24 protein-coding genes are annotated in these 23,675 nt (G+C 44.6%); 9 read left to right on the forward strand and 15 right to left on the reverse strand.

Translation table 11 applies throughout. From position 1 onward, the window contains the following. The first annotated feature begins 11 nt into the window (after window positions 1-11). A complete protein-coding gene (locus JNK13_05220) occupies window positions 12-755 on the forward strand; it encodes a hypothetical protein (GenBank protein ID MBL7662134.1) in 744 nt (247 codons plus the stop codon). Here the strand turns inward: JNK13_05220 and JNK13_05225 are convergent. Continuing rightward, window positions 752-2,278 (reverse strand): hypothetical protein, encoded by a 1,527-nt coding sequence (locus JNK13_05225; protein MBL7662135.1) that lies wholly within the window; start codon window positions 2,276-2,278, stop codon window positions 752-754. The two genes, JNK13_05220 and JNK13_05225, sit on opposite strands and share 4 nt — an antisense overlap. A 51-nt stretch (window positions 2,279-2,329) precedes the next feature. Between JNK13_05225 and JNK13_05230 the strand changes: the two genes are divergently transcribed. The 3 genes from JNK13_05230 to JNK13_05240 are packed head-to-tail and all read left to right on the forward strand — an operon-like array spanning window position 2,330 to window position 4,444. Continuing rightward, a complete protein-coding gene (locus JNK13_05230; protein MBL7662136.1) occupies window positions 2,330-2,797 on the forward strand; it encodes a TerB family tellurite resistance protein in 468 nt (155 codons plus the stop codon). Between the two features lie 2 nt (window positions 2,798-2,799). Next, window positions 2,800-3,441 (forward strand): hypothetical protein, encoded by a 642-nt coding sequence (locus JNK13_05235; GenBank protein MBL7662137.1) that lies wholly within the window; start codon window positions 2,800-2,802, stop codon window positions 3,439-3,441. Window position 3,442: 1 nt separating this feature from the next. Beyond that, window positions 3,443-4,444: a tetrahydrodipicolinate N-succinyltransferase N-terminal domain-containing protein gene (locus JNK13_05240; protein MBL7662138.1), complete on the forward strand. Its 1,002-nt coding sequence runs from the start codon at window positions 3,443-3,445 to the stop codon at window positions 4,442-4,444. Between the two features lie 61 nt (window positions 4,445-4,505). On the opposite strand, the gene JNK13_05245 is transcribed toward JNK13_05240, so the two are convergent. Further along, window positions 4,506-6,680, reverse strand: a complete 2,175-nt coding sequence (locus tag JNK13_05245; GenBank protein ID MBL7662139.1) for an enoyl-CoA hydratase/isomerase family protein — start codon at window positions 6,678-6,680, stop codon at window positions 4,506-4,508. 96 nt (window positions 6,681-6,776) lie between these two features. Between JNK13_05245 and JNK13_05250 the strand changes: the two genes are divergently transcribed. After that, the gene (locus tag JNK13_05250; protein MBL7662140.1) at window positions 6,777-7,196 is read left to right on the forward strand and encodes a hypothetical protein; all 420 of its coding nucleotides are present in this window, start codon (window positions 6,777-6,779) and stop codon (window positions 7,194-7,196) included. Window positions 7,197-7,555: 359 nt separating this feature from the next. On the opposite strand, the gene JNK13_05255 is transcribed toward JNK13_05250, so the two are convergent. The 13 genes from JNK13_05255 to JNK13_05315 form a co-directional block, all read right to left on the reverse strand. Continuing rightward, entirely contained in the window at window positions 7,556-8,725 is a 1,170-nt protein-coding gene (locus JNK13_05255; GenBank protein MBL7662141.1) for a methionine adenosyltransferase, read from the reverse strand. Window positions 8,726-8,854: 129 nt separating this feature from the next. Beyond that, a complete protein-coding gene (rapZ, locus tag JNK13_05260) occupies window positions 8,855-9,733 on the reverse strand; it encodes an RNase adapter RapZ (protein MBL7662142.1) in 879 nt (292 codons plus the stop codon). Continuing rightward, a complete protein-coding gene (raiA, locus tag JNK13_05265) occupies window positions 9,726-10,067 on the reverse strand; it encodes a ribosome-associated translation inhibitor RaiA (protein MBL7662143.1) in 342 nt (113 codons plus the stop codon). The genes rapZ and raiA overlap by 8 nt, the downstream gene beginning before the upstream one ends. 67 nt (window positions 10,068-10,134) lie before the next feature. Further along, a complete protein-coding gene (gene rpoN, locus JNK13_05270; protein MBL7662144.1) occupies window positions 10,135-11,535 on the reverse strand; it encodes an RNA polymerase factor sigma-54 in 1,401 nt (466 codons plus the stop codon). A 266-nt stretch (window positions 11,536-11,801) separates the two neighbouring features. Continuing rightward, the gene (locus JNK13_05275) at window positions 11,802-13,034 is read right to left on the reverse strand and encodes an aspartate kinase (GenBank protein ID MBL7662145.1); all 1,233 of its coding nucleotides are present in this window, start codon (window positions 13,032-13,034) and stop codon (window positions 11,802-11,804) included. A 133-nt stretch (window positions 13,035-13,167) separates the two neighbouring features. Beyond that, complete coding sequence (lptB, locus tag JNK13_05280; GenBank protein ID MBL7662146.1) at window positions 13,168-13,941, reverse strand: LPS export ABC transporter ATP-binding protein; 774 nt, start codon at window positions 13,939-13,941, stop codon at window positions 13,168-13,170. 11 nt (window positions 13,942-13,952) lie between these two features. Next, window positions 13,953-14,483 carry a lipopolysaccharide transport periplasmic protein LptA gene (gene lptA / locus JNK13_05285; GenBank protein ID MBL7662147.1) on the reverse strand — a complete coding sequence of 177 codons (531 nt, stop codon included), beginning with the start codon at window positions 14,481-14,483 and terminating at the stop codon, window positions 13,953-13,955. Between the two features lie 85 nt (window positions 14,484-14,568). After that, on the reverse strand, window positions 14,569-15,165 hold the full coding sequence (gene lptC, locus JNK13_05290; GenBank protein MBL7662148.1) for an LPS export ABC transporter periplasmic protein LptC: 597 nt from the start codon (window positions 15,163-15,165) through the stop codon (window positions 14,569-14,571). Between the two features lie 12 nt (window positions 15,166-15,177). Beyond that, window positions 15,178-16,026, reverse strand: coding sequence for a 3-deoxy-8-phosphooctulonate synthase (gene kdsA, locus JNK13_05295; protein MBL7662149.1), 849 nt, complete (start codon window positions 16,024-16,026; stop codon window positions 15,178-15,180). Window positions 16,027-16,034: 8 nt separating this feature from the next. Next, window positions 16,035-17,729 carry a CTP synthase gene (locus tag JNK13_05300; GenBank protein MBL7662150.1) on the reverse strand — a complete coding sequence of 565 codons (1,695 nt, stop codon included), beginning with the start codon at window positions 17,727-17,729 and terminating at the stop codon, window positions 16,035-16,037. A gap of 135 nt (window positions 17,730-17,864) precedes the next feature. After that, window positions 17,865-18,656 carry a 3-deoxy-manno-octulosonate cytidylyltransferase gene (kdsB, locus tag JNK13_05305; GenBank protein ID MBL7662151.1) on the reverse strand — a complete coding sequence of 264 codons (792 nt, stop codon included), beginning with the start codon at window positions 18,654-18,656 and terminating at the stop codon, window positions 17,865-17,867. 58 nt (window positions 18,657-18,714) lie between these two features. Continuing rightward, on the reverse strand, window positions 18,715-19,503 hold the full coding sequence (locus JNK13_05310) for a hypothetical protein (GenBank protein MBL7662152.1): 789 nt from the start codon (window positions 19,501-19,503) through the stop codon (window positions 18,715-18,717). After that, a complete protein-coding gene (locus JNK13_05315) occupies window positions 19,496-20,809 on the reverse strand; it encodes a poly(A) polymerase (protein MBL7662153.1) in 1,314 nt (437 codons plus the stop codon). The genes JNK13_05310 and JNK13_05315 overlap by 8 nt, the downstream gene beginning before the upstream one ends. Window positions 20,810-21,059: 250 nt before the next feature. Between JNK13_05315 and JNK13_05320 the strand changes: the two genes are divergently transcribed. From JNK13_05320 to JNK13_05335, 4 genes are all read left to right on the forward strand, one after another. Further along, window positions 21,060-21,512 carry a GspH/FimT family pseudopilin gene (locus JNK13_05320; protein ID MBL7662154.1) on the forward strand — a complete coding sequence of 151 codons (453 nt, stop codon included), beginning with the start codon at window positions 21,060-21,062 and terminating at the stop codon, window positions 21,510-21,512. Then, a complete protein-coding gene (locus JNK13_05325) occupies window positions 21,509-21,904 on the forward strand; it encodes a type II secretion system protein (protein ID MBL7662155.1) in 396 nt (131 codons plus the stop codon). The genes JNK13_05320 and JNK13_05325 overlap by 4 nt, the downstream gene beginning before the upstream one ends. After that, on the forward strand, window positions 21,888-22,793 hold the full coding sequence (locus tag JNK13_05330; GenBank protein MBL7662156.1) for a hypothetical protein: 906 nt from the start codon (window positions 21,888-21,890) through the stop codon (window positions 22,791-22,793). Before JNK13_05325 ends, JNK13_05330 begins: the two co-directional genes overlap by 17 nt. A gap of 6 nt (window positions 22,794-22,799) precedes the next feature. After that, window positions 22,800-23,675 (forward strand): hypothetical protein (locus JNK13_05335; protein MBL7662157.1); only part of this gene is annotated, 876 nt, incomplete at its 3' end.

A 23,675-nucleotide genomic window follows, 5' to 3' on the forward strand; every position in this document is an offset into this window, starting at 1 on the left:
TCAACTGTTATATGTTTATTAAGGCACACATTTATAAAATCGTCTCTGTTGCAGTCTGCATCCTCGCTTTTGTATGGGGTTATCGTGGCGAGGCAATTTCGACATATCTCTCAGAGAATTTCAAAACCACAGCAGGAAAAAATTTGCCAGACGCAGCTGTTACCGCTCCTGCAGCAGCAATTAGCTCTGATCCAACAAGCTCCGATGAGCCTCAAGCTTCAGCATTCGCAACACCAAGCGCTCAGCTGCCTGCGAGAATGCAAGCTGCTCAAAGTGGCGCAGCTCCAAACCCAGTGCAAACTGGAAGTCCCTATGATCAATTAGCAGCACCTGCTGGCCCAAATTTACCGGCAGGCCAGGCACCAAACAATGCCACCACAGCTTCGGCGATCTCAACTCCTACTTTTGGCGGAACGATGGATGCGATTACCCAAGATCGAGTTGGACAAGCGCAAATCAAGCAGCGCGCGCTTTATTTTGAAAAGCTCTCTGAGCAGATGAAGCAAATGCAAGGCAACCCACAAGCCCAGCCTGCAAATAAAAAACAGGATCAAAAAGATGGAGCAGCTAAGCCTGCAATCAATTCCGGTGAAGGAAAGTCTGGTAACAATCATCCAGCCGTAAATGATGCAAATTCAAATAACAGTGACGCCACTTCTGACGACAGCGACGCTACCGAACCAGATAAAGAAGAAGATGACGCGTCAATGGACGAACTGGAAGATGCTCTGGACGAGCTTGATACTGCCCCTTAGGGAAGCTCTCGCCAAACAGACGCTTTCTTGTCCTCATAAACCTTCTCAAACCCAGTCAAACCAAGTGTGCTAAGTTTACGATGCGCTGGACTGAGGCGGTCTAAAAGTAAAAAAGTGAACTTATTTTCAGCTATTTTTTCCAGCCAATTTCCCTTAGCCTGATTAATTTGCAGAAAGAGCCGGTAACGTTCTTCCCCAATCAATTGATTACGATCGTCAATAAAAGGTTGAAAGCCGCGCCAAATTAAATACCCACCGTAGTCGGGATGATTAAATAATCGCTCAGGTTTTTGCTTAAGCACATATTCAATTGCCCGGGCGGGATAAAAGGCATCAAGCGGATTTACTTGCTCAGTTCGCTGATGACAGCTCAGGCACTGCGGCAAATACAGTCCCAAGAGCGCCAACAGCGATAGTAAAGCTTTAGAACCGCACTCTTCTTTTGCATTAATAGATCTAAAAGCACTGGTAATGAGCGGGAGTTTGCGATTTAGTGTTTTAGTAAAAACAGAGCCGATCGAAATTCCACTACGAATCATCACTGGCGCAAACGCAAAAATGAAATACGGAATAAAACGTCGATGATTAAGTGCTTCCCACAACAGGGGTGAGCATAAAACCAGATCAAAGCTCGTTAGCAACTTGCAGCGCGGAGTAAGTAGTAACGCCAGCGCAAAAAACCCAAGTGCAGCATAAAAAATAGTGAAACTCGATTCACTCATTCTTGGCGCAAGCCATTCTTGGTTGAGCTTAGTAAAAAAGTCACTCTGGACCAGCTTAAAAGCTGTCAGATGAAGATCAAGGCCATATGGAGTAACGAAAGTGGCAAGTAGTGCAATCCCAAGCAGTAGAGATGAGGCCTTGGCGGCTTCGAAATCACGATTTAGAATTCGTGAAATTAAAGCTGCAAGAATAATAAGGAACCCCAAGGCAAAACTTGGATGTAAATTAGCCCAGAGAGTAAAAAGCAAGAATGTGCTCACTCCCTGGCAGAGTAGCTTTAGTTTCATGCCACTAGGTCGCAGGGCAAGGCGCGGGGCAAATAACTGATAGCAGCAGGCAAAACAAAGGAACGAAAAAACCACCGGGCGAACAAACCAGCTCATCGAGGCTTGCGCCGCCACAAGCAACAAGACAAAGCCAATTAAGATATAATTTCGGGTTTCACGGACTAGTATTTTTTGCAAAATAAATACAAAGCTACAAATCACTACAAAGTGCGCAACAATCTTCACTGCCGAGAACCCTGCAACTGAGTAGCAAAGCCAAAGTAAAATATCGGAAAGCCATTGGTCAATAATCCAGGGAGCATTAACTGCTGGATTCAAAAAAGGATCAGTTGCCGGCAAGCTCTGCGTCTGCCAAATCAACTCCCCTGTTTTTAAATGCCAGCCCAAACCAGGATCGCCAAACCACCCAAGCTTTAGCTTAAATGCAGCAAGTATCACTAATGCGCCTACAATATCGAGGAAACCAATGCGTCGCGGAATTTTAAGATATTTTACTAAGTTTACTTGATCCATAATTAAGCTCAGGTATTATAACCTTGCTAAAAAATAAGGTATACGAAAAAGATGCAGGCATTAATCAATAAGCTCAAAACATTTTTTCAGCGCCCAGAAAAGAGCATTCAAAAGCTAGCTGGTGACTCTAAACAGCAAGTTGAGCTGGCTGCTGCAGTGTTATTATTACAAATCGCTGGCGCAGACGGTGACTATGACCCCGAGGAAACAAAGCGTATCTATGCGGTGATCGAAAAAACGTTTGCACTTAGTCATCCAGCTGCCGAAGCCATGCTCAGCAAGGCTGATAAGATTCGCTCGAATCGTGAACAACTTGATCAATTTTTTACTGATATTAATGCTAATCTAAATGCAAAAGAAAAAGAATTTATCTATATGCTTGTATGGAAAGTAGTTCTTGCCGACAAAAAAGTTGATAAACTGGAGAAGCGTTTTGCTACTCAAGTTCGCTATCGCCTGCAATTAAGCGACGAGGCAGAGGCACGTGCACGCAAGCGGGCAGAATCTGAGAAATTATAACCATGGCTCTCAAAAACGCTAAAGCTTTCTTCCCGACATATATTTACAAAACTAAGCTGCTCCGTTCAAAGGCTTCAGCTTTTAACGCGGAGCTCTTAGCTGAGTGCTTACAGCTACGCCTTGATGATAGCGCTGGTGTTAAATGGTCTAAACAAAATTATATCGGCGGATATACCTCCTACGCCTCAATGCCGCTGATACATAAAATGTCTTCGACCTTTGAGCGTCTTGAGCGTGAAATTTCAAAACACGTCGCAAGTTTTTGTAAGACATTGGAATTTGATTTGCGCGACGACCAAACAGGTCCAGGCAAATTAACAATGGGTGATTGCTGGGTTAACATCATGCCTGCGCAAGTTTCACATAGCTTTCACATCCATCCACAGTCAGTGATTAGTGGCACCTATTATGTGGCTGTGCCAAAAGGCGCGGCTGGAATTCGCTTTGAAGACCCGCGAATTAATAATTTTATGGCAGCTCCATTACGCAAGAAAAATTGCCGTCCTGAAAATCAAAATCACGTCACATTAATCCCGCAAGCTAGTGATTTAATTCTTTTTGAAAGTTGGCTGCGACATGAAGTCCCGGCAAGTAGCTGCGACAAAGAACGCATTAGCATCAGTTTTAATTATAATTGGGTTTAATATGAAATCAACCTTTCCGCTTGCAGGTATTGGCATAGTAAAGCGTGGAAGCGCTGATCAGATTCTCGAAATTTATTTTCCAGAAATCTGGCACAGTGCCACGGCTGAAAAATATTTGGCTTTGCTCGACTTAGATCCAAAGCAATCGAAAGAGATCGAACACTTTAAACCTACCCAGCTTAAGTCAAGTGAAAGCGAGTTTTTGCGTGAATTAAAGGCAGCTACTGTTGAATTTATTTTTATAAACCTGACCCAAGACCAGCCAGTCACTAGCATTGCACAAGCCTATCTAAAGCTCAGCGCGATTTCGCGGCAGCTTTTTAAACCTAATCAACTCAACCTCGATGGCTTATTCGCTGTGCTACCTACCGTCGCCTGGACGAATCAAGGCCCGATTGAAGTCAATCAGATTAATCAAGCCATACTAAAGGCACGCTTAAATCATCAGCACTTAACTGTTTATAGTGTCGATAAATTTCCTCCTTTGACTGCTCACTATATCCCTGGAGGTGTGCGAATTGCCGATGCTGCACGCGTGCGACTAGGTGCGTATCTGGGCAAGGGCACAACTGTAATGCATGAAGGTTTTGTGAATTTTAATGCCGGAACAGAGGGCCCAAATATGGTTGAGGGGCGAATTTCAGCCGGAGTTTTTCTTGGCAAGGGCACAGATTTAGGCGGTGGCGCTTCTACGATGGGAACGCTTTCTGGTGGGAATAATATTCGAATTTCGTTGGGGGACGACTGTTTAATTGGTGCAAATTCAGGTTGTGGTGTGCCGCTGGGAAATAACTGCACAATTGAAGCTGGTCTTTATTTAACGGCGGGGATGAAGGTGAAAGTCATGGACCGTGCTGGCGAAGAAATTCAAACTGTTCGTGCGCGTGATTTGGCGGGCGTATCTGGACTTCTTTTCCGCCGTAATTCTGAGACAGGCGCTGTTGAAGCTCTCCCCCGCTCCACAGAATTTTCTTTAAACGAAATCCTACATCTGAACGACTAAAGTATTTTCAGAACCTGACAACAATAACTATGCGTAACTCAGATCGTGACCTAGCTGATTACTAACTTGTAGCAGGCGTCTCAAGACTTGCAGCACCGGTTGCATTTACCTCATTGAGCTTCACATCTAGACTAAATCTTGCGCCAAACTGTGCTGCCAAATCGGATAGTTTCTTGCGAACATTGTCTTCGCCAAGCTTGTTGATGTAGTAGAAAATCCCCCCACGAAATGGCGGAAAACCAAAGCCCATCACGCTGGCCAAATCAATTTGCCCTTGAGCGTCACTACTAGGCGCACCAGCGACTCCTTCTTCATAAGCACGAATCGATTCTGCAATCAAAGCATAGACAAGGCGATCCTGAATCTGCTGTCGGTCGGCTAGACTGGATTGCTTGCGCGGACCTAAGCCAAGTGTCGTATAAACTCCGCCGTCTGGCTCAGCGCGTTCACCATCAGTATAGCGATAAAAACCGCTGGCATTTTTCTTGCCCAGTTTCCCTTGCGCAACAAGCTTCGCAGAATAGTCCGGTCCAACAAAGCGCTCCCCATAACTATCGCTCAAAATCTTGGCAACGTGCTGCGCAACATCAAGTCCGATTTCATCAAGCAGCCGCAGCGGCCCCATCGGCAAACCAAAACTCAGTGCGGCGTGATCAATATCTTCAATGCTAAAGCCTTGACTTAAAAGTGTCGCAGCCTCAACTAAGTATGGCGCAAGCACTCGATTCACTAAAAATCCTGGAACCTCCTCGACCACAACGACTTGCTTGCCGATTTTCGTGGCCAAGGCTGCAGTCAGAGCAATTGTGCGATTATTTGTCGATTGCGGAGCCACAACCTCAACTAAAGGCATTTTCTCTGCGGGATTAAAAAAATGCATGCCAATCACACGCTCAGGTTTTAATACTCCCTGTGCAAGCGCACTAATCGGCAGTGAAGAAGTATTACTCGCTATTACTGCCGTATCGTCCATCACGGCTGAGAGCGAGCGTAGTAATTCTTGCTTAATCTTATAATCTTCAACCACCGCCTCAACTACGATTTGAACTTTACTTAAATCAGCAATTTTTTCTACAACCATCAAGCGCGACATGACTTCCGGAACTTGCGCTTCGCGACCTTTTAACCGCCTTTCAACGATTGTTTGCACACGAGCCTGAGCGCTTTTACGTGCTTGCTCGAGTGCATCAAAAACAAGCACTCGATAGCCCTTCAACAAATAGCTCGCCGCAATCCCCAAACCCATCACCCCACAACCGACAACACCAAGAGGTTCGTTAGTGACAAGTTCTTGTGCTTTTTTCCAACGTTTCGCGGATTCTTCAGTTAATAAGAAGACATGAATGAGTGACTTAGATTCAGGACTAATCACCAATTCAGCAACAGCTTTAATTTCCTGCTTAAGTCCTTGCTCAAGAGAAACTCCTAGTCCAGAAATAACTGTCTCTAAAGCTTTAATTGGCGCGGGGTAAAATCCGCGTGTTGTTTTCAGTAAATTTGATTCAACTTGTTTGCGAACAAGATTTCGGCCAAGTGAAGTAAAGGTAAAGAATTTAGTCTTTAGGGGCAGTGCCTGGCGCGAACGTTTTGCCATGAAATCTTTAGCGATTTTCAAAAGCTGCTCATATGCTTGCGCACTCTCCTCTTTTGAGCGCGGGCGAATCACGGCATCTACAAGTCCGTATTTCCGTGCACGATCAGCTGAGTATAAATCTCCCTTGAGGATCACTTCTAAGGCGCGAGGTAATCCGATCAAGCGTGGTAAACGCTGACTGCCCCCAAAACCTGGGAAGATCCCGAGCTTAATCTCGGGTAATCCAATCTTTGTTTGTGGCAAATCAAATGCAAGGCGATAGTCGCAGGCTAATGCTAATTCAAAGGCACCCCCTGCACACGGCCCCCCGATTACCGCAGCAGTTGGAAAAGGCAATTTTGAAAATTTATCAATTACCCCTTGACCATAAGCTCCAAGCTTCTGTGCAAGATTGATCTCAGTTACGGTTTTAATTTCATGAATATTTGCCCCAGCACAGAAATGCTCAGGCGTTGGCCCAAGAATCAGCAAACCTGCAATGTCAGAAATAGTTGAGATTTCTGATACGATCTTCTCTAAGCTAGACATATACTGACTGGAAAGCGTAACAACACGGTCCTGTGGACTGCCCAGATAAAGATAAATAAACTTATCTTTACGTTCGTAATGCGGCTTTGCGATAGCTTCAGTATTCTCGTGCATAATTAAATATCTTCTACGTCTAAGATTCTATTGCAGACAGTTTGGAGTCGACTATAATAGTCTCCAAGCTGTTTGCCAAAAGACTTTTACATACATATGAAAACTTATTTTAAATTTTTATCGCTATTTTCAACAGTCATTTTAATCCCTAATCTCGCTTTATCCGAGTGCCAATGTCCCGAAAAACCAAGTCTTACGCAAGCTGTTAAGGACGCCAGCGTTGTTTTTGCTGGACGTGTTACTAATATTCGGAAAAGTGCCCTACGCCAAGGGCAACTCGAGGTCAGATTTAGTATTCTCAAGTACCTTTCAGGTGATATTGACGGGAATAAGCCAGAATTAGTTGTCGTTTTTACGCCTGAGGAACTCGGCACATGTGGGCTTAAATTCGTTTCGGAGCAAGATTATTTGGTCTTTGCTAGCGGAAACCCGGCAAATCTTAAAACAACAAGCTGCACCCGCACAGCCGCGCTAGATATCTCGCAAGAGGACGTTAAGGCCCTTGAGGCTAGGTAGTCCTTATAGTAGGTTGCATAACTTAGCTTACAAATGAGCACGGTTGTAAGTTATGCAAGCTACTATAAGGCCGACCGGAGGAAGGCAAAACAACAAATAGTGCGCCACAGATCCTCCGCATTGTAAGCATAACTTATGCGGCGCTCTATACCACCTCTACACTTGATAAGCCCCAATCTTAGGCTTGAACTTATCCTTAACCTTCCCCTTTTTCAATTGGGTCACGTCCTGAATAGAGTCCACACCTAATTTTATAAGGGGAAGGCAAAGGATAAGGGGACGGTTAAGGGGAAGTATAAGTTTAAGCCTAAGTCGGCCGAGACATTTTTCATGTCTCGGCCTTATTAAGCAAATTACTACTAGACTAGTTTTTTCAACTTCTCAGCCAGATCAGTCTTCTCCCATGAGAAACTTCCGTCAGCTTGCGGTTCACGACCAAAGTGGCCGTAGACTGCAGTCTTACGGTAAATTGGCTTTTTAAGACCAAGCGCTGCAATGATGCCCTTCGGAGAAAAATCAAAAGCTTCATTTACTGCCTTAACAATTTTTTCCTCGGCTACTTGCGCTGTGCCAAAAGTATCAACGAAAACAGACACTGGTTTAGCAACTCCAATTGCATAAGCAAGTTGAATTTCACATTTCTTTGCCAACCCCGCAGCGACAATATTTTTTGCTACATAGCGCGCACCGTAAGCTGCAGAGCGGTCTACTTTTGTTGGGTCTTTACCAGAAAAAGCTCCTCCGCCATGGCGACCATAGCCACCGTAGGTATCAACAATAATTTTACGGCCCGTCAATCCACAGTCAGCATGTGGTCCACCGACAACGAAGCGGCCCGTTGGATTGATATAAAATTTAGTATCTTTGCTTAAATACTTATCAGGAATGGTCTCTTTCACCACACGTTTAATTACAAAATCAGAAAGGTCTTTGTGGCTAATTTCTGGCGTATGTTGCGTTGATACTACCACTGTGTCGATCATCGTGGGCACACCATTCTCGTAACGCACTGTGACTTGCGATTTTGCATCTGGGCGCAAAAAATCAACTTCATTTGCATGGCGCACATCGGCAAGTGTTCTGAGCAACTTGTGGCTCATTGCAATTGGCATGGGCATAAGTTCTGGGGTTTCGTCACAAGCAAAGCCGAACATTAAACCCTGGTCACCTGCGCCTTGTTCATTAAATGCCCCTTGGTTTTCGTTTACACCTTGGGCAATGTCAGGAGACTGCTGTGTAACGTGCGTTAAGATCGCAGCTGTTTCGGCATCACAACCACATTCCTTCGAGACATAACCAATTTCCTTGAGCACAGTGCGTGCGGTTTGATCGAAATTAATCCAACCTTCAGTTGTAATTTCACCAGCAATCAAAACCATTCCGGTTTTAATTAAAGTTTCACAAGCGACACGACTATTTGGGTCCTGTTTAAGTAAGGTATCGAGCACTGCATCGCTGATTTGATCTGCAACTTTATCAGGATGCCCCTCAGAAACTGACTCCGAAGTAAATACTAGGCTTTTAGACATAACTTTCTTGTCCTTCTTAATAATTGTTTTTTTAGGATTTTTTGCCATTGAGGACTGAGGGTTCCTCGATATTTAAAGTCTTGTAACTAAAAATACCGAACTCTGCAAGAGGCAATGTTTCTATGAATTTTATGCCTTAATATCACGGTGCATAATTTGAAGGATTTTGAAATTATGCTCGTAAAGCAACTGTGCCAGCGTCTCGGTTAATGCTACTGAGCGGTGCTGACCTCCGGTACATCCCAAGCCAATCCTTAGATAGCGCTTACCCTCCTGACGGTAACGAGGAATTAGAAAGGCAAGAAAATCAAGGTAGCGCTTCAAAAATTCCTGAGCATCGGGCACAGCTAATACATAATTCGCAACTTCTGCATTCCGTCCGTCAAGCTCGCGTAGCTCAGGAACGAAATGTGGATTGGGTAAAAATCTCACATCAAGCATCAAGTCTAAGTCCTGAGGAATGCCGTGCTTAAATCCAAAGGAGACAAGGGTGATTTCTGGTCGCGTTTCTGCATCCCTGGTGTCCTCAGCAAATAGTGACTCGATGTGATTACGTAGTTGATGTGGAGAGAATGAGCTCGTATCAACCACGCGGTCAGCAATCGAGCGAAAGTCGGCAAGTAATTCGCGTTCGCGCTGAATTGCGCTGGGGATACAATCGCAACACTCTGATTCAATCAAGGGATGTGGTCTACGAGTTTCTTGAAATCTTCGACATATTACATCGTCATGGGCATCGAGAAAAATTACTTCCGTAACTGCGCCCCGGGCGCGGATTGACTCAAGTGCGGTTTTGAGAATTTTCAATTCAATTGCGGTGCGCGAATCAAGCAATAAGGCAAAATGCCCTTGAATCGAATTGGTAAGATAATGTTGAACGAAGTCCTGAAATAAAGGACCCGGTAAATTATCCACACATGAATAACCCAGGTCCTCGAGTGTATGTAATGCCGTGGTCTTACCCGATCCGGAGAGACCACTGAGCAGTATTAATTCTGGTTTAGGCATCAGCAACAGTTACTTGCACATGGCGATGACTCTGCATGCGCTCTTTTTCCTTACGTAATTGCGTAGAAACCATATCTACGGCTTTATCAATTGCCGAATATAAGTCACTAGTTGTTGCCTTACAAGAATGATCGTGCCCACGTGTATGGAAAATCACTTCGGCCGTATGGTCTCGTTTCTCCACGGAGAGAATAATATGCACATTCGCCTCACCACTAATAAATCTCTCAAATCTGCTTTTTACTTTTTCCGATGCATAACTTTTAAGTGCTTCTGTTGATTCGGTATGGCGGAAAGTTACGGAAGTATTGATTAATGGATTTGGTCGAGACATGATTACATCCTCCTACTCTTATTAATATCTACAGTCTACCACAGGTTTACCGGTCCAGAGCAAATATTTAACTATTTTTTTTACGCTTAGAGGAAGGCAAAATATTCATCATTTCTCGATACTTCGCAACCGTCCGTCGCGCGACGCTAATGCCTTGTTGCCCTAAAATTCCTACCAAATCTTGATCGCTATATGGATTTGCTGGTGCTTCAGCCCGAATGATTGTTCTAATTTTTTCCTTAACTGATTCTGAAGAGATATCTCCCCCGAAACTACGCAGACCCGAAGAGAAGAAATATTTTAACTCAAATACTCCATGCGGAGTGTGCACAAATTTATTGGTCGTGATTCGACTGATTGTTGATTCGTGCAAACTCAATTCCTGTGCGACATCTTTCAAAACCAGTGGTTTCAAGGCCGAAATTCCTTGATCGAGAAAATCATTCTGAAAGCGCATGATGCTTTCCGTTGCGCGCAAGAGAGTTTTCTTACGTTGCTGAATTGATTTAATTAGCCATGTTGCTGATTTGATTTTTTGTTCGAGAAAAAGCTTTTCCTCGGGGCTGGCCTGCTCGACTTGTTTTAATAGATCTTGATAGCTGTCGCTGAGGCGAATTTGAGGAATGCCCGTGTCATTTAAGGTAATTTCACACTGTCCGTTAATCTTGCTCACGTAAACATCCGGAGTAATATAAATTGGCGTTTCTTCATAAAAAATTCGTCCCGGCCAGGGATCAAAATGGCGGATCGCTTGCAGCGCAGCTTCCACTGCCTCGGCGGTGGTATTTTCCAGTGCGGCAATTTTAGCGAAATCCATGTTGCTGATGTCTTCTAGATATACGTCAACAACGCGATAAACTAAATCGTTGATATGCCCATAGGCAATTGCCTGTAAGAGCAAGCACTCACGCAAATCACGTGCAGCAATACCGGGTGGGTCGAGGTCTTGCAGATATTCAAGTAAAGTGTGCGCCTCTTCAGGGGCTGCGCCGCATTCATGCGCAATTGTTTCGAGATCGCCCTCAAAGTACCCGTCACTATTTAAGTTTGCCAGTAATTGTTCGAGAATTTGCTTCTCGAGAGTTGTAAATTCTTCACTACGAATTTGCTGTAAGAGGTGATCAATTAATCCAGATTCTGGACAGGCCACATTATTTAGTGAAAAATCCTCGCCTTCATCATCAAAATCTTTGCGCTTGTTTCCACGGAAGCGATCAGCATTGACACCCGTCTCGAGACGATCCCAGGAAGAATATTCTCTTAATTCGCGTTGATATGCCTCGAGCAGATCTTTACTATTTTGCGCTGCAGGAACTTCCTCAAGCACTGGATTCTCTAAGAGCGCCTCTTCAATCGCTTGAGCGTATTCCATACGCCCGAGCTGCAAGAGTTTAATTGATTGCTGTAATTCTGGTGTTAAAACCAGATTTTGTGTCAGTTTTTGTGATAATTTAAGACCAACAGACATTAGTAAATCTTTAAAACGCTTAACAAATTAGCATCTATAGATACTATCGGCATAGTTCTTGCTAAACAAAAGATTTAATAAACTTCTTTCGAATAGGATTTTAACAACAGCTTAAGATCTTGATATGATTTAATAAATAAGGAAATTCTTTAAAAATTTCCAATCTTTTCTCGAAAGAAGTCTGTTTTACTTTTTTGTCCATTTTTCTTGCGAAAAATGGACCATTAAATTTCCACTGTAATTGTAGGAGTTTATCACCTACAGTTTTACGCTTCCTTACGCTCGATAAAGTATTCATGCAGTGAGCGCACAGCAAGTTCGGCATATTTCTGCTGAATTGCAACAGCAGTCATAATTTCTGAAGTTGTTACTAAGTCGATATTAATCCCTTCACGTCCAAGGATCTCAAAAATTTGAGCGGCCACTCCAGCATGGGCCTTCATGCCTTCACCGACAACAGAGACTTTGGCAATACTACGATCAAGTTCAATACTTGCTTCCGGAAATTCTGTCTTGATCACCGCCAGCAAAGCCTCGTATGCAATCACAGCTTGATCGTCATCAACTGTAAAGCTCACAGTAGCCTTAGCGCCAAATCCCTGGTTTTGCACAATCATGTCTACGTTAATTCCATTTTGTGCGATGTGCGAAAACAATTTCGACATGCTACCGGGTCGGTCAGCAATATTTCTTAAGGTAATTTTTGCTTGGTCATTTCGACAGGTAATTCCAGAGACTACTGCATCTTCCATACCAGGGTATTCCTCAACTATTTCTGTGCCTTGATTGTGATTAAAACTTGAAGCAACCAGTAGCGGCACTCGATACTTCATGGCAAGTCTAACGCTACGAGCTTGCAGCACTTTAGCTCCGCTGCCTGCAAGTTCGAGCATTTCTTGATAGGTCAAACGTTCCAATTTACGCGCGCACTTACAAAGCGAAGGTTGCGCTGTGTAAACACCGTCGATGTCTGTGTAAATAATACATTGCTTAGCTTTAAGCGCAGCTGCCAGAGCAACTGCTGTTGCATCTGAACCACCGCGCCCGAGCGTAGTGTAATTACCTGCAGTATCAGTACCTTGAAAGCCTGCAACAACGGGAATCACTCCAGCATCAAGCAAGGCTTCGAGCTTTGTTGTCTCAATCTGGTCAATTAATTCATTACCATAGACGTTTGTTGTTAAAATTCGCACTTGTGGAGCCAACAAAGAGATACTTTCCAAGCCTTCGCGCTCGATCGCCATTGCTGTGAGGGCAGTTGTGACCTGTTCACCCGTAGCAAGCAATTGATGATATTCACGATCGATTTTTTGCTGTTTGCGAACTTTACGCGCTAACTCTACGAGCTTATCTGTTTCTCCACTCATTGCAGAAACGACAACTACAATCCTCGGATTGCCTGCTCTGCGGTGTTTCGCGACTCGCCTAGCAACTTCGCCAATGCGCTCAGTTGAGCCAACTGATGTTCCACCAAATTTTAATACAATCAGATCAGACATGATCAAGTCATTAACACAGCGGTAAAACTAATCAAAGTGCGGCCTGATTTGCTGATTACCACGGACGCTACTTGTTCTAGTCAAAACTACAGCTCATTTCACTGCAAATTAGATCTCAGGCATTGGCAGAGCATCAATAATCGAATGACTCGCCTAGGTAGAATTTTCGTGCAATCGCAGATTGCGAAATATGTTCGGGCGTTCCCGATTCAATCACCTTCCCTTCGCTTACAATATAAGCGCGGTCGCAAATATTCAGTGTTTCGCGCACATTGTGATCGGTAATTAAAATGCCGATTCCCTTTTGCTGCACTTGCCGAATTAGTTTCTGCAAGTCTTCAACAGCAATTGGGTCAATGCCTGCAAATGGCTCATCCAGCAACATAAAAGATGGGTCGCAAGCTAAGGCACGAGCAATTTCCGTGCGTCGCCTTTCACCACCAGAGAGTGAGTAAGCGCGCGTGTTCGCCACGCGCGTGAGATTCAATTCCTCTAGTAACTCTTCAACACGCTTAAGTTGCATTGTCGACTTACCTGCATACTGGGGCAAGATTTCAAGCACGGCTAAGATATTTTCCCGCACCGTTAACTTACGAAAAACAGATGCTTCCTGAGGCAAGTAGCCAATCCCCAAACGCGCGCGCTGATACATCGGCATCAGCGTCACATCAGTGCCATTAAAATATACTGTCCCACCATCGGGTCGCACCAAGCCGACAATCATGTAAAAGGAAGTCGTCTTACCGGCACCATTGGGGCCGAGCAGTCCAACCACTTCCGCTTTAGCAACCGCTAGGTCAACGCCATTAACGACACGTCTGCCACTATATTCCTTGACCAAGCCTTCGCAAATAATTCGACCTTCTGCGCGGTCGTGCGCATGCAACTCGATTGTCTCTTTTTGCATTTCTTGACTCATTAATGCTTTACTTTGCTACTTGCTTTTTGAGAATCGTTAAGTTCTTGATGATTAATAATTTTAACACGAACCTCTCCCTCTGCCTCACTGCGATCCTCGTTCACATAAAGTGTGATTTTAGCAGCAGCTAGAGCATTTTGTTTATTCACGACCTCAGGATTCTGGGTCAAGACAACGGTTGCCTTTTTTGGATCATATACAGCATGCTGCGATGTCGCGCGCATATCTTCACCACGGATAATCACCACATTTCCCAGACAAAGCAACTCCGTTAACTGATTGCTTTGATCATAAGTGCCAATCATTTTATCGGCATCGATTTTCAGAATGTCGCGAATCATTTTCACATTCCCAGCATAAACAAATTGACGAGTTTTATCATCAACTTGGAGAGTATTTGAAGTAATTGTGACAGGCGCATCCTTTGCACCAGAGTTTTTAAGTCCCTCAAAAACACCTTTTGTCGGCTGGTTGGGTTTGTCTGTGGCCTTTGCTTGCCCAAGTAGTTCAGTGCTTAAAGTCAAAAACATTATGCAGCTAATTATTAAATTCTTGATCATGTCTATTCACGCCTAAATTATGCGCTTTAAATTATGTTTTTCTAGAAGCATCCACCTATTGAGTGCTTACCTTTGAAATAAATTGCGAATTTACCGTGCTACTAATCTCAATTAACCGATTAGCTACCTCGACTGTCATTCCAATACCATTAATCGTATAACCCTGGCCAACTATCTTCACCGGACCAGCGGCGCTAATCTTATCTTGATCAGCATCATAGACCGCAAGATCTGTATAAATTTTGGTGCTTTCATCAATCCCGATAACTACGTCCCCTTGAACGTCAGCGGAAACGATTGCTTCACCACGTAAATATAGTTTTCCACTTGTCGATGTCACAGTGACAATACTTCCATCCGGACGATACATTTTCATAGTTGAGTTTGCTAGCCGTGCTTGATTCTCGGTGCTGTAATACTTAGCCTCAACTGCGCGGACTTCCCAGACGCGACGCCCTTTCTTCACAGCCACTCTTTCAAAATCCTGAATGTGTAACTCAGAGGTTGTTTGTGGTGAGCTGTTGTTATTTGTATTTATCTTAGTGCCCATTTTTTCCGCGGAACGAAGATATGCCGTACTCAGCACAAAAATGACGAAAGCCGCAGTCAAAAGCGCAACAATTGCTTGTGCTGGTGAGCGAAAATAATACACAAATCTTACTCTTTACTCTTTAAGTGAATCCTGGCGGAGCTTCCAAATTGGCAGCAGTTCATCAAGCAGTGCTGGTAGTTTATTCAAAGGGAACTGACTCATTGAATCCGAAAGTGCCTTGTCCGGGTTTTCGTGACACTCAATAAAAAGGGCATCAATCCCAACCGCCACTCCTGCTCGGGCTAAAGCAGGGATTTGCGTGCGGTCTCCTCCCGAAACTCCGTTGACTCCGCCAAGGCGCTGCACTGAGTGCGAGGCATCGAGCACAACCGGAGAACCAAAGGAGCGCATCGTTTGTAGCCCACGCATATCAACAATTAAATCGCGATAACCAAATGATGTTCCTCGCTCACAACAGATTACTTGTTTATTTCCCGTAGCTTTAATCTTATCGATCACAAAAGGCATATCGTCAGGACTTAAGAATTGCCCTTTCTTGACCATCACAGGGAGCGCAGATCTACCTGCAGCTGCCAGTAAATCTGTCTGGCGACAAAGAAAAGCAGGAATTTGCAATAAATCTACTACTTTTGCCGCAGCCTGAACTTCTTCCGGACTATGCACATCGGTTATAATCGGCACAGCGAATTCTCGGCGTAAGGCCGCTAAGATCTCTAGTCCTTGATCGAGCCCCAAGCCGCGGAAGCTTTTACTCGATGTGCGGTTGGCCTTATCGTATGAAGATTTATAAATCAGTTTGACGCCAGCCTGTTGAGTAATTTTTAAAATCTGCTCAGCATGCTTGAAGGCATGTTCACGGGACTCAATCACACAGGGGCCTGCAATCAGAACAAACTCTTGACCACCGCCGATTTGTGCATGCGTGACTTGCTTATCTTTACCGACAATAACAGTTTTCATTGAGACATTTATGGTAGTTGCGCTTCGCGGCTTGGTTCATGCTGCTTGCTTTGGGCAGCTTTTACGACATTGGCCTTCGGCAGATTAACTTTTTTGTCGCGATTCGCCAGCGCTGCCTTGATGTAACTGGCAAACAATGGATGTGGGGCAAGTGGTCGCGAAGAGAATTCTGGGTGACATTGCACACCAATAAACCAAGGGTGATTAGGCAGTTCAATTACCTCAACAAGGTCGAGATCTTGATTAATGCCAGACAACCGCATTCCAGCCTGCTCCAAGCGCTGACGATACTTATTATTCACTTCGAGTCGATGACGATGGCGCTCAGAAACTTTATCAACTCCATAGATCACTCGAGCCAACGTGCCTTCAACCAATGAACAGTTATATGCCCCTAGGCGCATCGTGCCGCCCTTGTCAGAGATTTTTTTCTGCTCTTCCATGAAATCAATCACGGGTTCCTTAGTGTTTTCGTCGAACTCAACACTTTGCGCTGCCTTAATGCCGATCACATCGCGGGCATATTCTACAACTGCCATTTGCAAGCCAAGGCATATTCCCAAGTAAGGGATGCCCTGAGTGCGGGCATAATTGATCGCCAGAATTTTTCCTTCACTTCCGCGCTTACCAAAACCTCCAGGAACGAGAATTGCATCGGCATTTTTTAATTCATCGGGCAGCCCATGCGCTTCAATTTCTTCTGAATCAACGTAGTGAATATCAACTACGCAGTCGTTCGCTAGTCCGCCGTGCGTAATTGCTTCGATTAAGCTTTTGTAGGATTCTTTCAAGCCCACATACTTACCGACAAAGGCAACCGAAACGCGACCGCGTGAAGGATTTTTTAAAACGTCAGTAATATGTTTCCAGGGTAGTAGATTTGGAGCGCCGGCCCAAATATTTAATTTTTCACAAACTCGAGTATCAAGCCCTTCGGCATGCAAGACCAGCGGCAGTTCGTAAATGTGTTCGACATCACAAGCCGTGATTGCGCAGTTCTCGTTTATATTACAAAAGAGTGCAATTTTTTCTTTGCTCTTGTGATCAAGTGGCACCTTGGAGCGGAGAATAATAATGTCTGGCTGAATTCCGCCACTGGTCAGGGTCTTAACGCTGTGTTGCGTTGGCTTAGTTTTAAGTTCCCCCGCAGTTTCGATATAGGGCACTAGAGTAAGATGAATATAGAGCACGTGCTCGCGACCGACATCAGCGCGAAATTGGCGAATTGCCTCGAGAAAAGGCAAGCTTTCGATATCACCAACCGTTCCACCGACCTCACAGATACAGATATCTGCGCCTTGGCCAGCTAATAAAATTCGGCGTTTTATTTCATCCGTCACATGCGGGATGACTTGCACAGTGCCGCCGAGATAATCCCCGCGGCGTTCATTGCGTAACACCGTGTCGTAAACTTGGCCCGCAGTGAAATTATTCAAGCGCGACATCCGCGTCGTAAGAAATCGCTCATAGTGACCGAGATCGAGATCTGTCTCGGCGCCATCTTCAGTAACAAAAACCTCACCATGCTGAAACGGGCTCATTGTCCCGGGATCGACATTAAGATACGGGTCTAATTTGCAAATTGAAACACGCAGCCCGCGACTTTCTAGAATCGCTCCTAAAGCAGCAGAGGTTAGACCTTTGCCCAGCGAAGAAACTACGCCGCCTGTGACAAAAATAAATTTTGTTGGACGCTGCACCATGATGACTTCAAATCCTATGCTATCTTTCTATTATTTCTTGCTAACCCACTAAAGCTAAGTTCCAAATCGAAACCAGGCAAGAGAATTAACTATAGAAAACTAAAAAACTTTTTTGATGACTTTTAACTACTTAACTTACTTCAGGCCGAGGGCAACCTCGCGCGCTCGTTGAAGATCTTGAGGCGTGTCGACCTCAACAAAATTACGAGCTTCATCATGGGAAAGTATATATACACCAATACTGTGACCATTTTCAAGTACTCTCAATTGCTCAAGCATTTCGATGCGTTCTAATAGCGCTTGCTTGCTTGTTGCAAAGGTAGTCAGTGACTCCGGTGTATACGCATAAAGCCCGATATGCCTGTAGCCCAGCACCCCATTAGGATAAATCACTCCATCACGGCTGTGCGGTATTGGCGCGCGCGAAAAATATAGTGCTTGGCCCGCGGGACTCAGCGCAACCTTCACAACTGTAGAAGCAGCAAATTGATCTTGGTCCATAATCGGGACAGCAATAGTTGTCATCGAGAATTGGTCATAATTTTCCTTAAGGACCTGGATCACTCCATTAATTGCCGCAACGCTGATAAATGGCATGTCGCCTTGAATATTTAAAATTATTTGGAAGTCTTTCCCTGTAGGGTCGATTCTCTGCCAAGCTTGATAAACGCGATCTGTTCCAGACGGAGCATCTGCCGAAGTCATGATTACTTCAGCACCAAAACTTGTAGCAACTTGAGAAATTTCAGCTGAATCGGTAGCCAACACTACGCGCTGTAAAGACGAGACTTGTGCTGCCTGCTGCCAGACATGCTGAATCAAAGACTTGCCATCAATCTCTTGGAGTGGCTTGCGACCGAGGCGCGTTGAACCCAAGCGCGCTGGAATTACTGCTAAAACATTATAGTTGACTGACTCTGCACCCATGCCTCTGATTTAGACCATACAAGTAAATTAGCCAAGATCGAACTTAATCAGAGTTTCCCTAGTTTCCCATGCGGTCTTGGAATATACGTTTACGACGAGTCGACCCATCCAGTGCTTTGAACAAAGCTCCGCGGAAAACTAAAAAGCCAAAAAATAAAAAGCAAAGCAGCACTGAATACAACAACCGCAAAACTAGATTTAAATCAGCACCAAGATAGGCATAGTCAAGCAATAACACTTCGAGATAGGTAATTGGATTCCCTTGAATAAATTGCACTTTAAAAAGTAGCTGATCATGCCAGATTAGCGGAGCAACGATAATCAGATGCGGCACCAGCCATTCAGGCCAGTTTTCTCGCATAAAATGCAAGCTGTGCCGTAGCGAATTAATCCCGTCTTCAGTTGCTAAATAGATACTTTCCAGTACCGGATTAAAGAGCAAGGTCAAGGCTGCGCCAAGCAGGATCCTTAGATTCATTGCCGAAACTGGCAGCGCGCGATTAAGTAATTCGTTAATAATAAAAAAAATAAAAGTCACGGTCAGCACTGCTGGAAATAAGAAAAAGAATCTACGTCGAATGATTTCTAATCCTGTTTTTTCAGCACGCACACCAGCTTCCAGGCACGGCAAGAGCAAGGTAATCAGCGCCGCGAAAACAAAACCCAATACAAAACCACCAACGATGCCAAAATTGCTCATCAAGTTAGCGACAAATGGGAACGCAAAGAGGAGTAAGAACATTACCAATGGAATCTTCCAGAGTAGCATGGTCGCAACTTGAGCTCTTTTCAGGGCCCGCAAATACATCGCGATATCAACACGAATGATTTCCGTAAGCTTAAGCATGTGGTTTCCTTCTCCGCCGCCTTCTGAGCGGAGCAGTTTTCTGCACTATTAAATCTACTGCGCGGGGTGGCGCTAAGGCCGCGTCAACAAGATGGACAAGTAAGCGCGCCCGCGGAGAACGCGGCAACATGGACTGCTCATACAAAAATAAATAGCGCTTCTTCAAGCACTCGGTAATTTCTTCACGCTCATTACGGGTAATCCCAATACGAGAATAAAGGCCTTTCAAGACTAGCTGCACCTCTTCATCAAGCTCTCGACTGTCTAATTCAAGGTGAAAGTCTGGATTATAATGAAGCTCGCGCTCGCGAGGATGCGGAGCTTGCTCGAATAGTTGCATTAATAAGTCTGAGGGCTCAGCCCCAAGAATCCGTCTTAAAGTTTCACGATCGACACTGCCAATTGCTAGGGCTGCCAATAAAATCCCCGCGGAAAGCACATAACCTTCACCGATCAGGGTATCCACACGGTGCAAAACCTCTTCCGTGATGTGCCATTGTGCCTTACCTCGACCGGCCCAAAAATCTTCTAATCCGGGTAATAAGTGATCCAGTAACCCGACAACACGCATTAATCTGAACGATGCACAACTTGCTCCACCATTTAATTCACGCAGGAATTCCTCGTGGATTCGTGCGGTCGCGCTTAAAGTAATCAACTGCACTGAGCCAAGTAGGGCATCGTAAGTTTCTGCCTCAATCACAAAGCCCGTGCGTGCAGTGTGACGAATTGCGCGAATCATGCGCACCGGGTCTTCATTAAAACGTTGGCCGGGATTGCCAATCATGCGAATTACACCGCGTTCTAGATCCTCAAGCCCTCCGACATAATCAATGACCGATCGGGTCTCGGGGTCGTAAAAAAGACCATTAATCGTCAAATCCCGCCTCAGTGCATCGGATTCAGCCGTGCCATAGGTATTATCAGTACGAGTTAGGTGCACTGTTTTTTTTTGAGTTTCTACTACTTCATCGCTACCCTCAGAATCAAGCTTAGCTTCCGACCGAAATGTGGAAACCTCCAATATTTTTTGTCCCGGGAAGAACACATGATTTAGCGGAAAGCGCCTGCCGATAATACGGCTATTTCTGAATAACTTACGCACTTCCTCAGTTGTTGCACTAGTTCCGATATCGAAATCTTTAGGAGTTTTGCCTAAAAGCAGATCGCGCACTCCACCACCAACCAAATACGCAATGTGTCCGTGACGATGTAGACGAGAAATTACCTTCAAGGCATCTTCGTCGATATTTCGATGTGATAGTTGATGCTCTTTTCGGGAGACGATCAGTGGGGTTTCAGTCATGAACAATCTTGTATTTACTACGAAAAAATTACACGGCGATTAGTTGTTATTACTCACTAGAGTAACAGTTTCACTCCAATCTCAACAGATCTTAACTCTTTAACCCAGCCACAGGAGAGTATCAATTACTTGGCACAATACTTGCTATTTTCTAGGCAAGTTCGGGCTAAGAGATTCTCTTAGCCTTAACCAATTTAGATTAGACCTGATACTAAACGCAGTAAATTAAAAGAGTCGAGGTAAATAATCTATGGGGCCTAAATCGAAAACTTATCGATCTCAGTGTGGCTTTGGTTTAGCAGAGATGATGGTTGTACTCTGCATTACAACCCTTGCACTAGGTTTTGCAATTTCCAATGCCCGTAATTTGGAAAATCCAACTGACGTAGGCGCGCAGACAACACTAGCATTTTTTAAGCAGCTGCGAGCCAAAGCAGTTAACTCAACCCAAGCCTATACGATCAGTCCAGCCAACGGCTATCGACTGCAGGTCGCTTCAGCTCGAACCTGCAATGAAACTCCAACAGTTGAGCAAGGTGTCTATCTCGAACTTCCGCGGGATACTCGCTTCAGTTCGCAATCCTGGTCTGTTTGCTTTAGCTCACGCGGGCTCCCGCAAACAGCAGAAACTGTGCAAATCACTCATCAGGGGATGACCAAGCAAGTTGAAGTTCTACTTGGTGGAGCGATACGTTCGCTATGAATTTGAAATTAAGAAGATCACAACATGGCACTTCATTAATCGAAGTTATGGTCTCGCTGAGCATTATGTCGATTGTGATGGGCACAATGACACCAGCTTATGTAAAATTCATGAAGCTAAATAACTACGGTGAAACTTATGCAGGTGCTGTAGCGGCAGCACAGAAAAAGTTAGATAATTTGCGTTTTCTAAACCCCAGCACCTTGCCGACAACGGGAAGTACTGGACCAGAAGCAATTAACGCCGGCGAAAGAAGCTATCAGGTTACAACGTTTTATTGTCGCGATAATTCCCTTTGCACTTCAACTGAAGTGCGACATTTAACTGTCGAAGTCACTTACAAAAATGAGCTCTTATTCACAGCGAGCACGGTTTATGCCCGACTTAATTAAACTCAGCATAAATTCTCGTGGCTTTACAATCATGGAAGTGATGCTTTCATCATTTCTCGGCTTAGTAGTACTCAGTGTCTCGTTTGGATCACTAATCAGTAATCGAGGAATTTTTAGGTTTGACTTACAGCGCTCGGCGATGAATCAGAATTTACGTGGTTCTCTAGATTTTGTCGGCACAATGGTTCGCGAAGCTGGGGAAAATTTACCCAGCAATGTCCCTGCTGTCGAAATTATTGATGGCAATACAAATCCGGATCAGATGATCCTACGCAGAAATCTAATTGATCAAGTTCTTAAAGTCTGCCAAGAAATAGAAAGTGGTTCTGCGACAAATCGAATTTATTTTGCGCTCAACGGTTCACCAGACACAGGCTGTATTCGCGCAAATAATTTAAGCATCTATGACGCCTGGCGAAGCTACCGACTCGCTCACGGTGGGACAGTTAAGGCTTTTCTGTATAATATCGTGACTCACGAAGGTGAGTTTGTTGACTATTCGAGTGAAACAGATACTGGAGCTGATCTCTATATTCAAAAAGATTCTGGCACTTTTCTCTACGATTACCCGGTCAATGCAGCCGCAGTCTATATTATCGAAGAGTGGCACTTTCGCATTGGCTCTTACCTCGGTCAGCCCAATTACTTACAAGTCATAGAAAACGGCGATATGGATAATATTCTAAATGTAATGTTTGGCATTCAAGAATTTAATGTGACAGCAATTTTGCAGGACAACACCACCCAAAGCAGCTTTGACCGTACAAATAATTGGAAGCTCTTGCGTGGCATTCGCATTCGACTTGGTGCACAGACGCAAACAAAATTAAAAAATGTCTCAAGTCAGCTTGAGGCTGAATACTTCCCTCGAAACATTCTCTCTGACTAAGGAAATATGCTACAGCGAAAACAAACTCAAGGCGGTTTTATTCTGGTCAGCACCTTAATGGTGATGTCTATTCTACTAACATTACTTGGAGCGTATTTTTTTACGACCAACATTGAGCTCGTTAACGCGCGCTACCTTGGCCAGAATACTAAAGGGTTCTACGCCGCAGAAGCTGGACTTAATTTGCGTGCCGAGCATATCCGCGCACTTTTCCAAGGCTACAACCGCCCCACGGGCACAAGTCCAAATGCCACCGATCCCTGCGCAACAGGTAATGTAGGGGCAGGTGATTTTGCTTGTGTTTCCAACACAATCGAGCGCCATTCAGCAACTACATATGTCACCGAAGATCCGGGCAATCCTGTTTTAATTACGATTCCACCTGGTGAGCGCTTTCAGAATCTGAGCGCTCAGGAATATCGCTACGCAGTAAATTCTATCGGTAAAAGCCCAGACGATCGCACAGAAGCCCAGTTAGAATTACGTTTTAAGAGTAGGCTTGTTCCGATGTTTCAGTTTGCAGTTTTTTACAATAAGGACTTAGAAATCCTACCGGGCCCTTCGATGCAACTCAATGGCCCAGTGCACACCAATGGCGACATTTATTTAAACACCAATACTCTTGACCCGGGTCTAAGAATTGACGGTCAGGTAACAACCGCTAAAGATGTCTACCGCGGAAGAAAGGATCAAGATTTGTGTTTAACAAATAAAGTCCAGGTTAAAGACCCCTTAAATTATCGGCGCTTAATCGCAAGCTGCAGCACCCGCCGCCTAGTGCAAACTGCAGAATTAACCCCCTGGAATGGCATGATTCAGAATCATGTCTCCGAAGTTACAGTCCCCGACCCAGAAGAGTTCGATCCCACAGCAGGAGCAACA

It is taken from the genome of bacterium (assembly GCA_016786595.1).
Lineage (GTDB): Bacteria > Bdellovibrionota_C > UBA2361 > SZUA-149 > JAEUWB01 > JAEUWB01.

Excerpts from the sequence above, each read along its gene's own strand:
- JNK13_05220 (MBL7662134.1), top strand. The coding sequence starts at position 12 with ATGTTTATTAAGGCACACATTTATAAAATCGTCTCTGTTGCAGTCTGC.
- JNK13_05225 (MBL7662135.1), bottom strand. The coding sequence starts at position 2,278 with ATGGATCAAGTAAACTTAGTAAAATATCTTAAAATTCCGCGACGCATT.
- JNK13_05230 (MBL7662136.1), top strand. The coding sequence starts at position 2,330 with ATGCAGGCATTAATCAATAAGCTCAAAACATTTTTTCAGCGCCCAGAA.
- JNK13_05235 (MBL7662137.1), top strand. The coding sequence starts at position 2,800 with ATGGCTCTCAAAAACGCTAAAGCTTTCTTCCCGACATATATTTACAAA.
- JNK13_05240 (MBL7662138.1), top strand. The coding sequence starts at position 3,443 with ATGAAATCAACCTTTCCGCTTGCAGGTATTGGCATAGTAAAGCGTGGA.
- JNK13_05245 (MBL7662139.1), bottom strand. The coding sequence starts at position 6,680 with ATGCACGAGAATACTGAAGCTATCGCAAAGCCGCATTACGAACGTAAA.
- JNK13_05250 (MBL7662140.1), top strand. The coding sequence starts at position 6,777 with ATGAAAACTTATTTTAAATTTTTATCGCTATTTTCAACAGTCATTTTA.
- JNK13_05255 (MBL7662141.1), bottom strand. The coding sequence starts at position 8,725 with ATGTCTAAAAGCCTAGTATTTACTTCGGAGTCAGTTTCTGAGGGGCAT.
- rapZ (MBL7662142.1), bottom strand. The coding sequence starts at position 9,733 with ATGCCTAAACCAGAATTAATACTGCTCAGTGGTCTCTCCGGATCGGGT.
- raiA (MBL7662143.1), bottom strand. The coding sequence starts at position 10,067 with ATGTCTCGACCAAATCCATTAATCAATACTTCCGTAACTTTCCGCCAT.
- rpoN (MBL7662144.1), bottom strand. The coding sequence starts at position 11,535 with ATGTCTGTTGGTCTTAAATTATCACAAAAACTGACACAAAATCTGGTT.
- JNK13_05275 (MBL7662145.1), bottom strand. The coding sequence starts at position 13,034 with ATGTCTGATCTGATTGTATTAAAATTTGGTGGAACATCAGTTGGCTCA.
- lptB (MBL7662146.1), bottom strand. The coding sequence starts at position 13,941 with ATGCAAAAAGAGACAATCGAGTTGCATGCGCACGACCGCGCAGAAGGT.
- lptA (MBL7662147.1), bottom strand. The coding sequence starts at position 14,483 with ATGTTTTTGACTTTAAGCACTGAACTACTTGGGCAAGCAAAGGCCACA.
- kdsA (MBL7662149.1), bottom strand. The coding sequence starts at position 16,026 with ATGAAAACTGTTATTGTCGGTAAAGATAAGCAAGTCACGCATGCACAA.
- JNK13_05300 (MBL7662150.1), bottom strand. The coding sequence starts at position 17,729 with ATGGTGCAGCGTCCAACAAAATTTATTTTTGTCACAGGCGGCGTAGTT.
- kdsB (MBL7662151.1), bottom strand. The coding sequence starts at position 18,656 with ATGGGTGCAGAGTCAGTCAACTATAATGTTTTAGCAGTAATTCCAGCG.
- JNK13_05310 (MBL7662152.1), bottom strand. The coding sequence starts at position 19,503 with ATGCTTAAGCTTACGGAAATCATTCGTGTTGATATCGCGATGTATTTG.
- JNK13_05315 (MBL7662153.1), bottom strand. The coding sequence starts at position 20,809 with ATGACTGAAACCCCACTGATCGTCTCCCGAAAAGAGCATCAACTATCA.
- JNK13_05320 (MBL7662154.1), top strand. The coding sequence starts at position 21,060 with ATGGGGCCTAAATCGAAAACTTATCGATCTCAGTGTGGCTTTGGTTTA.
- JNK13_05325 (MBL7662155.1), top strand. The coding sequence starts at position 21,509 with ATGAATTTGAAATTAAGAAGATCACAACATGGCACTTCATTAATCGAA.
- JNK13_05330 (MBL7662156.1), top strand. The coding sequence starts at position 21,888 with ATGCCCGACTTAATTAAACTCAGCATAAATTCTCGTGGCTTTACAATC.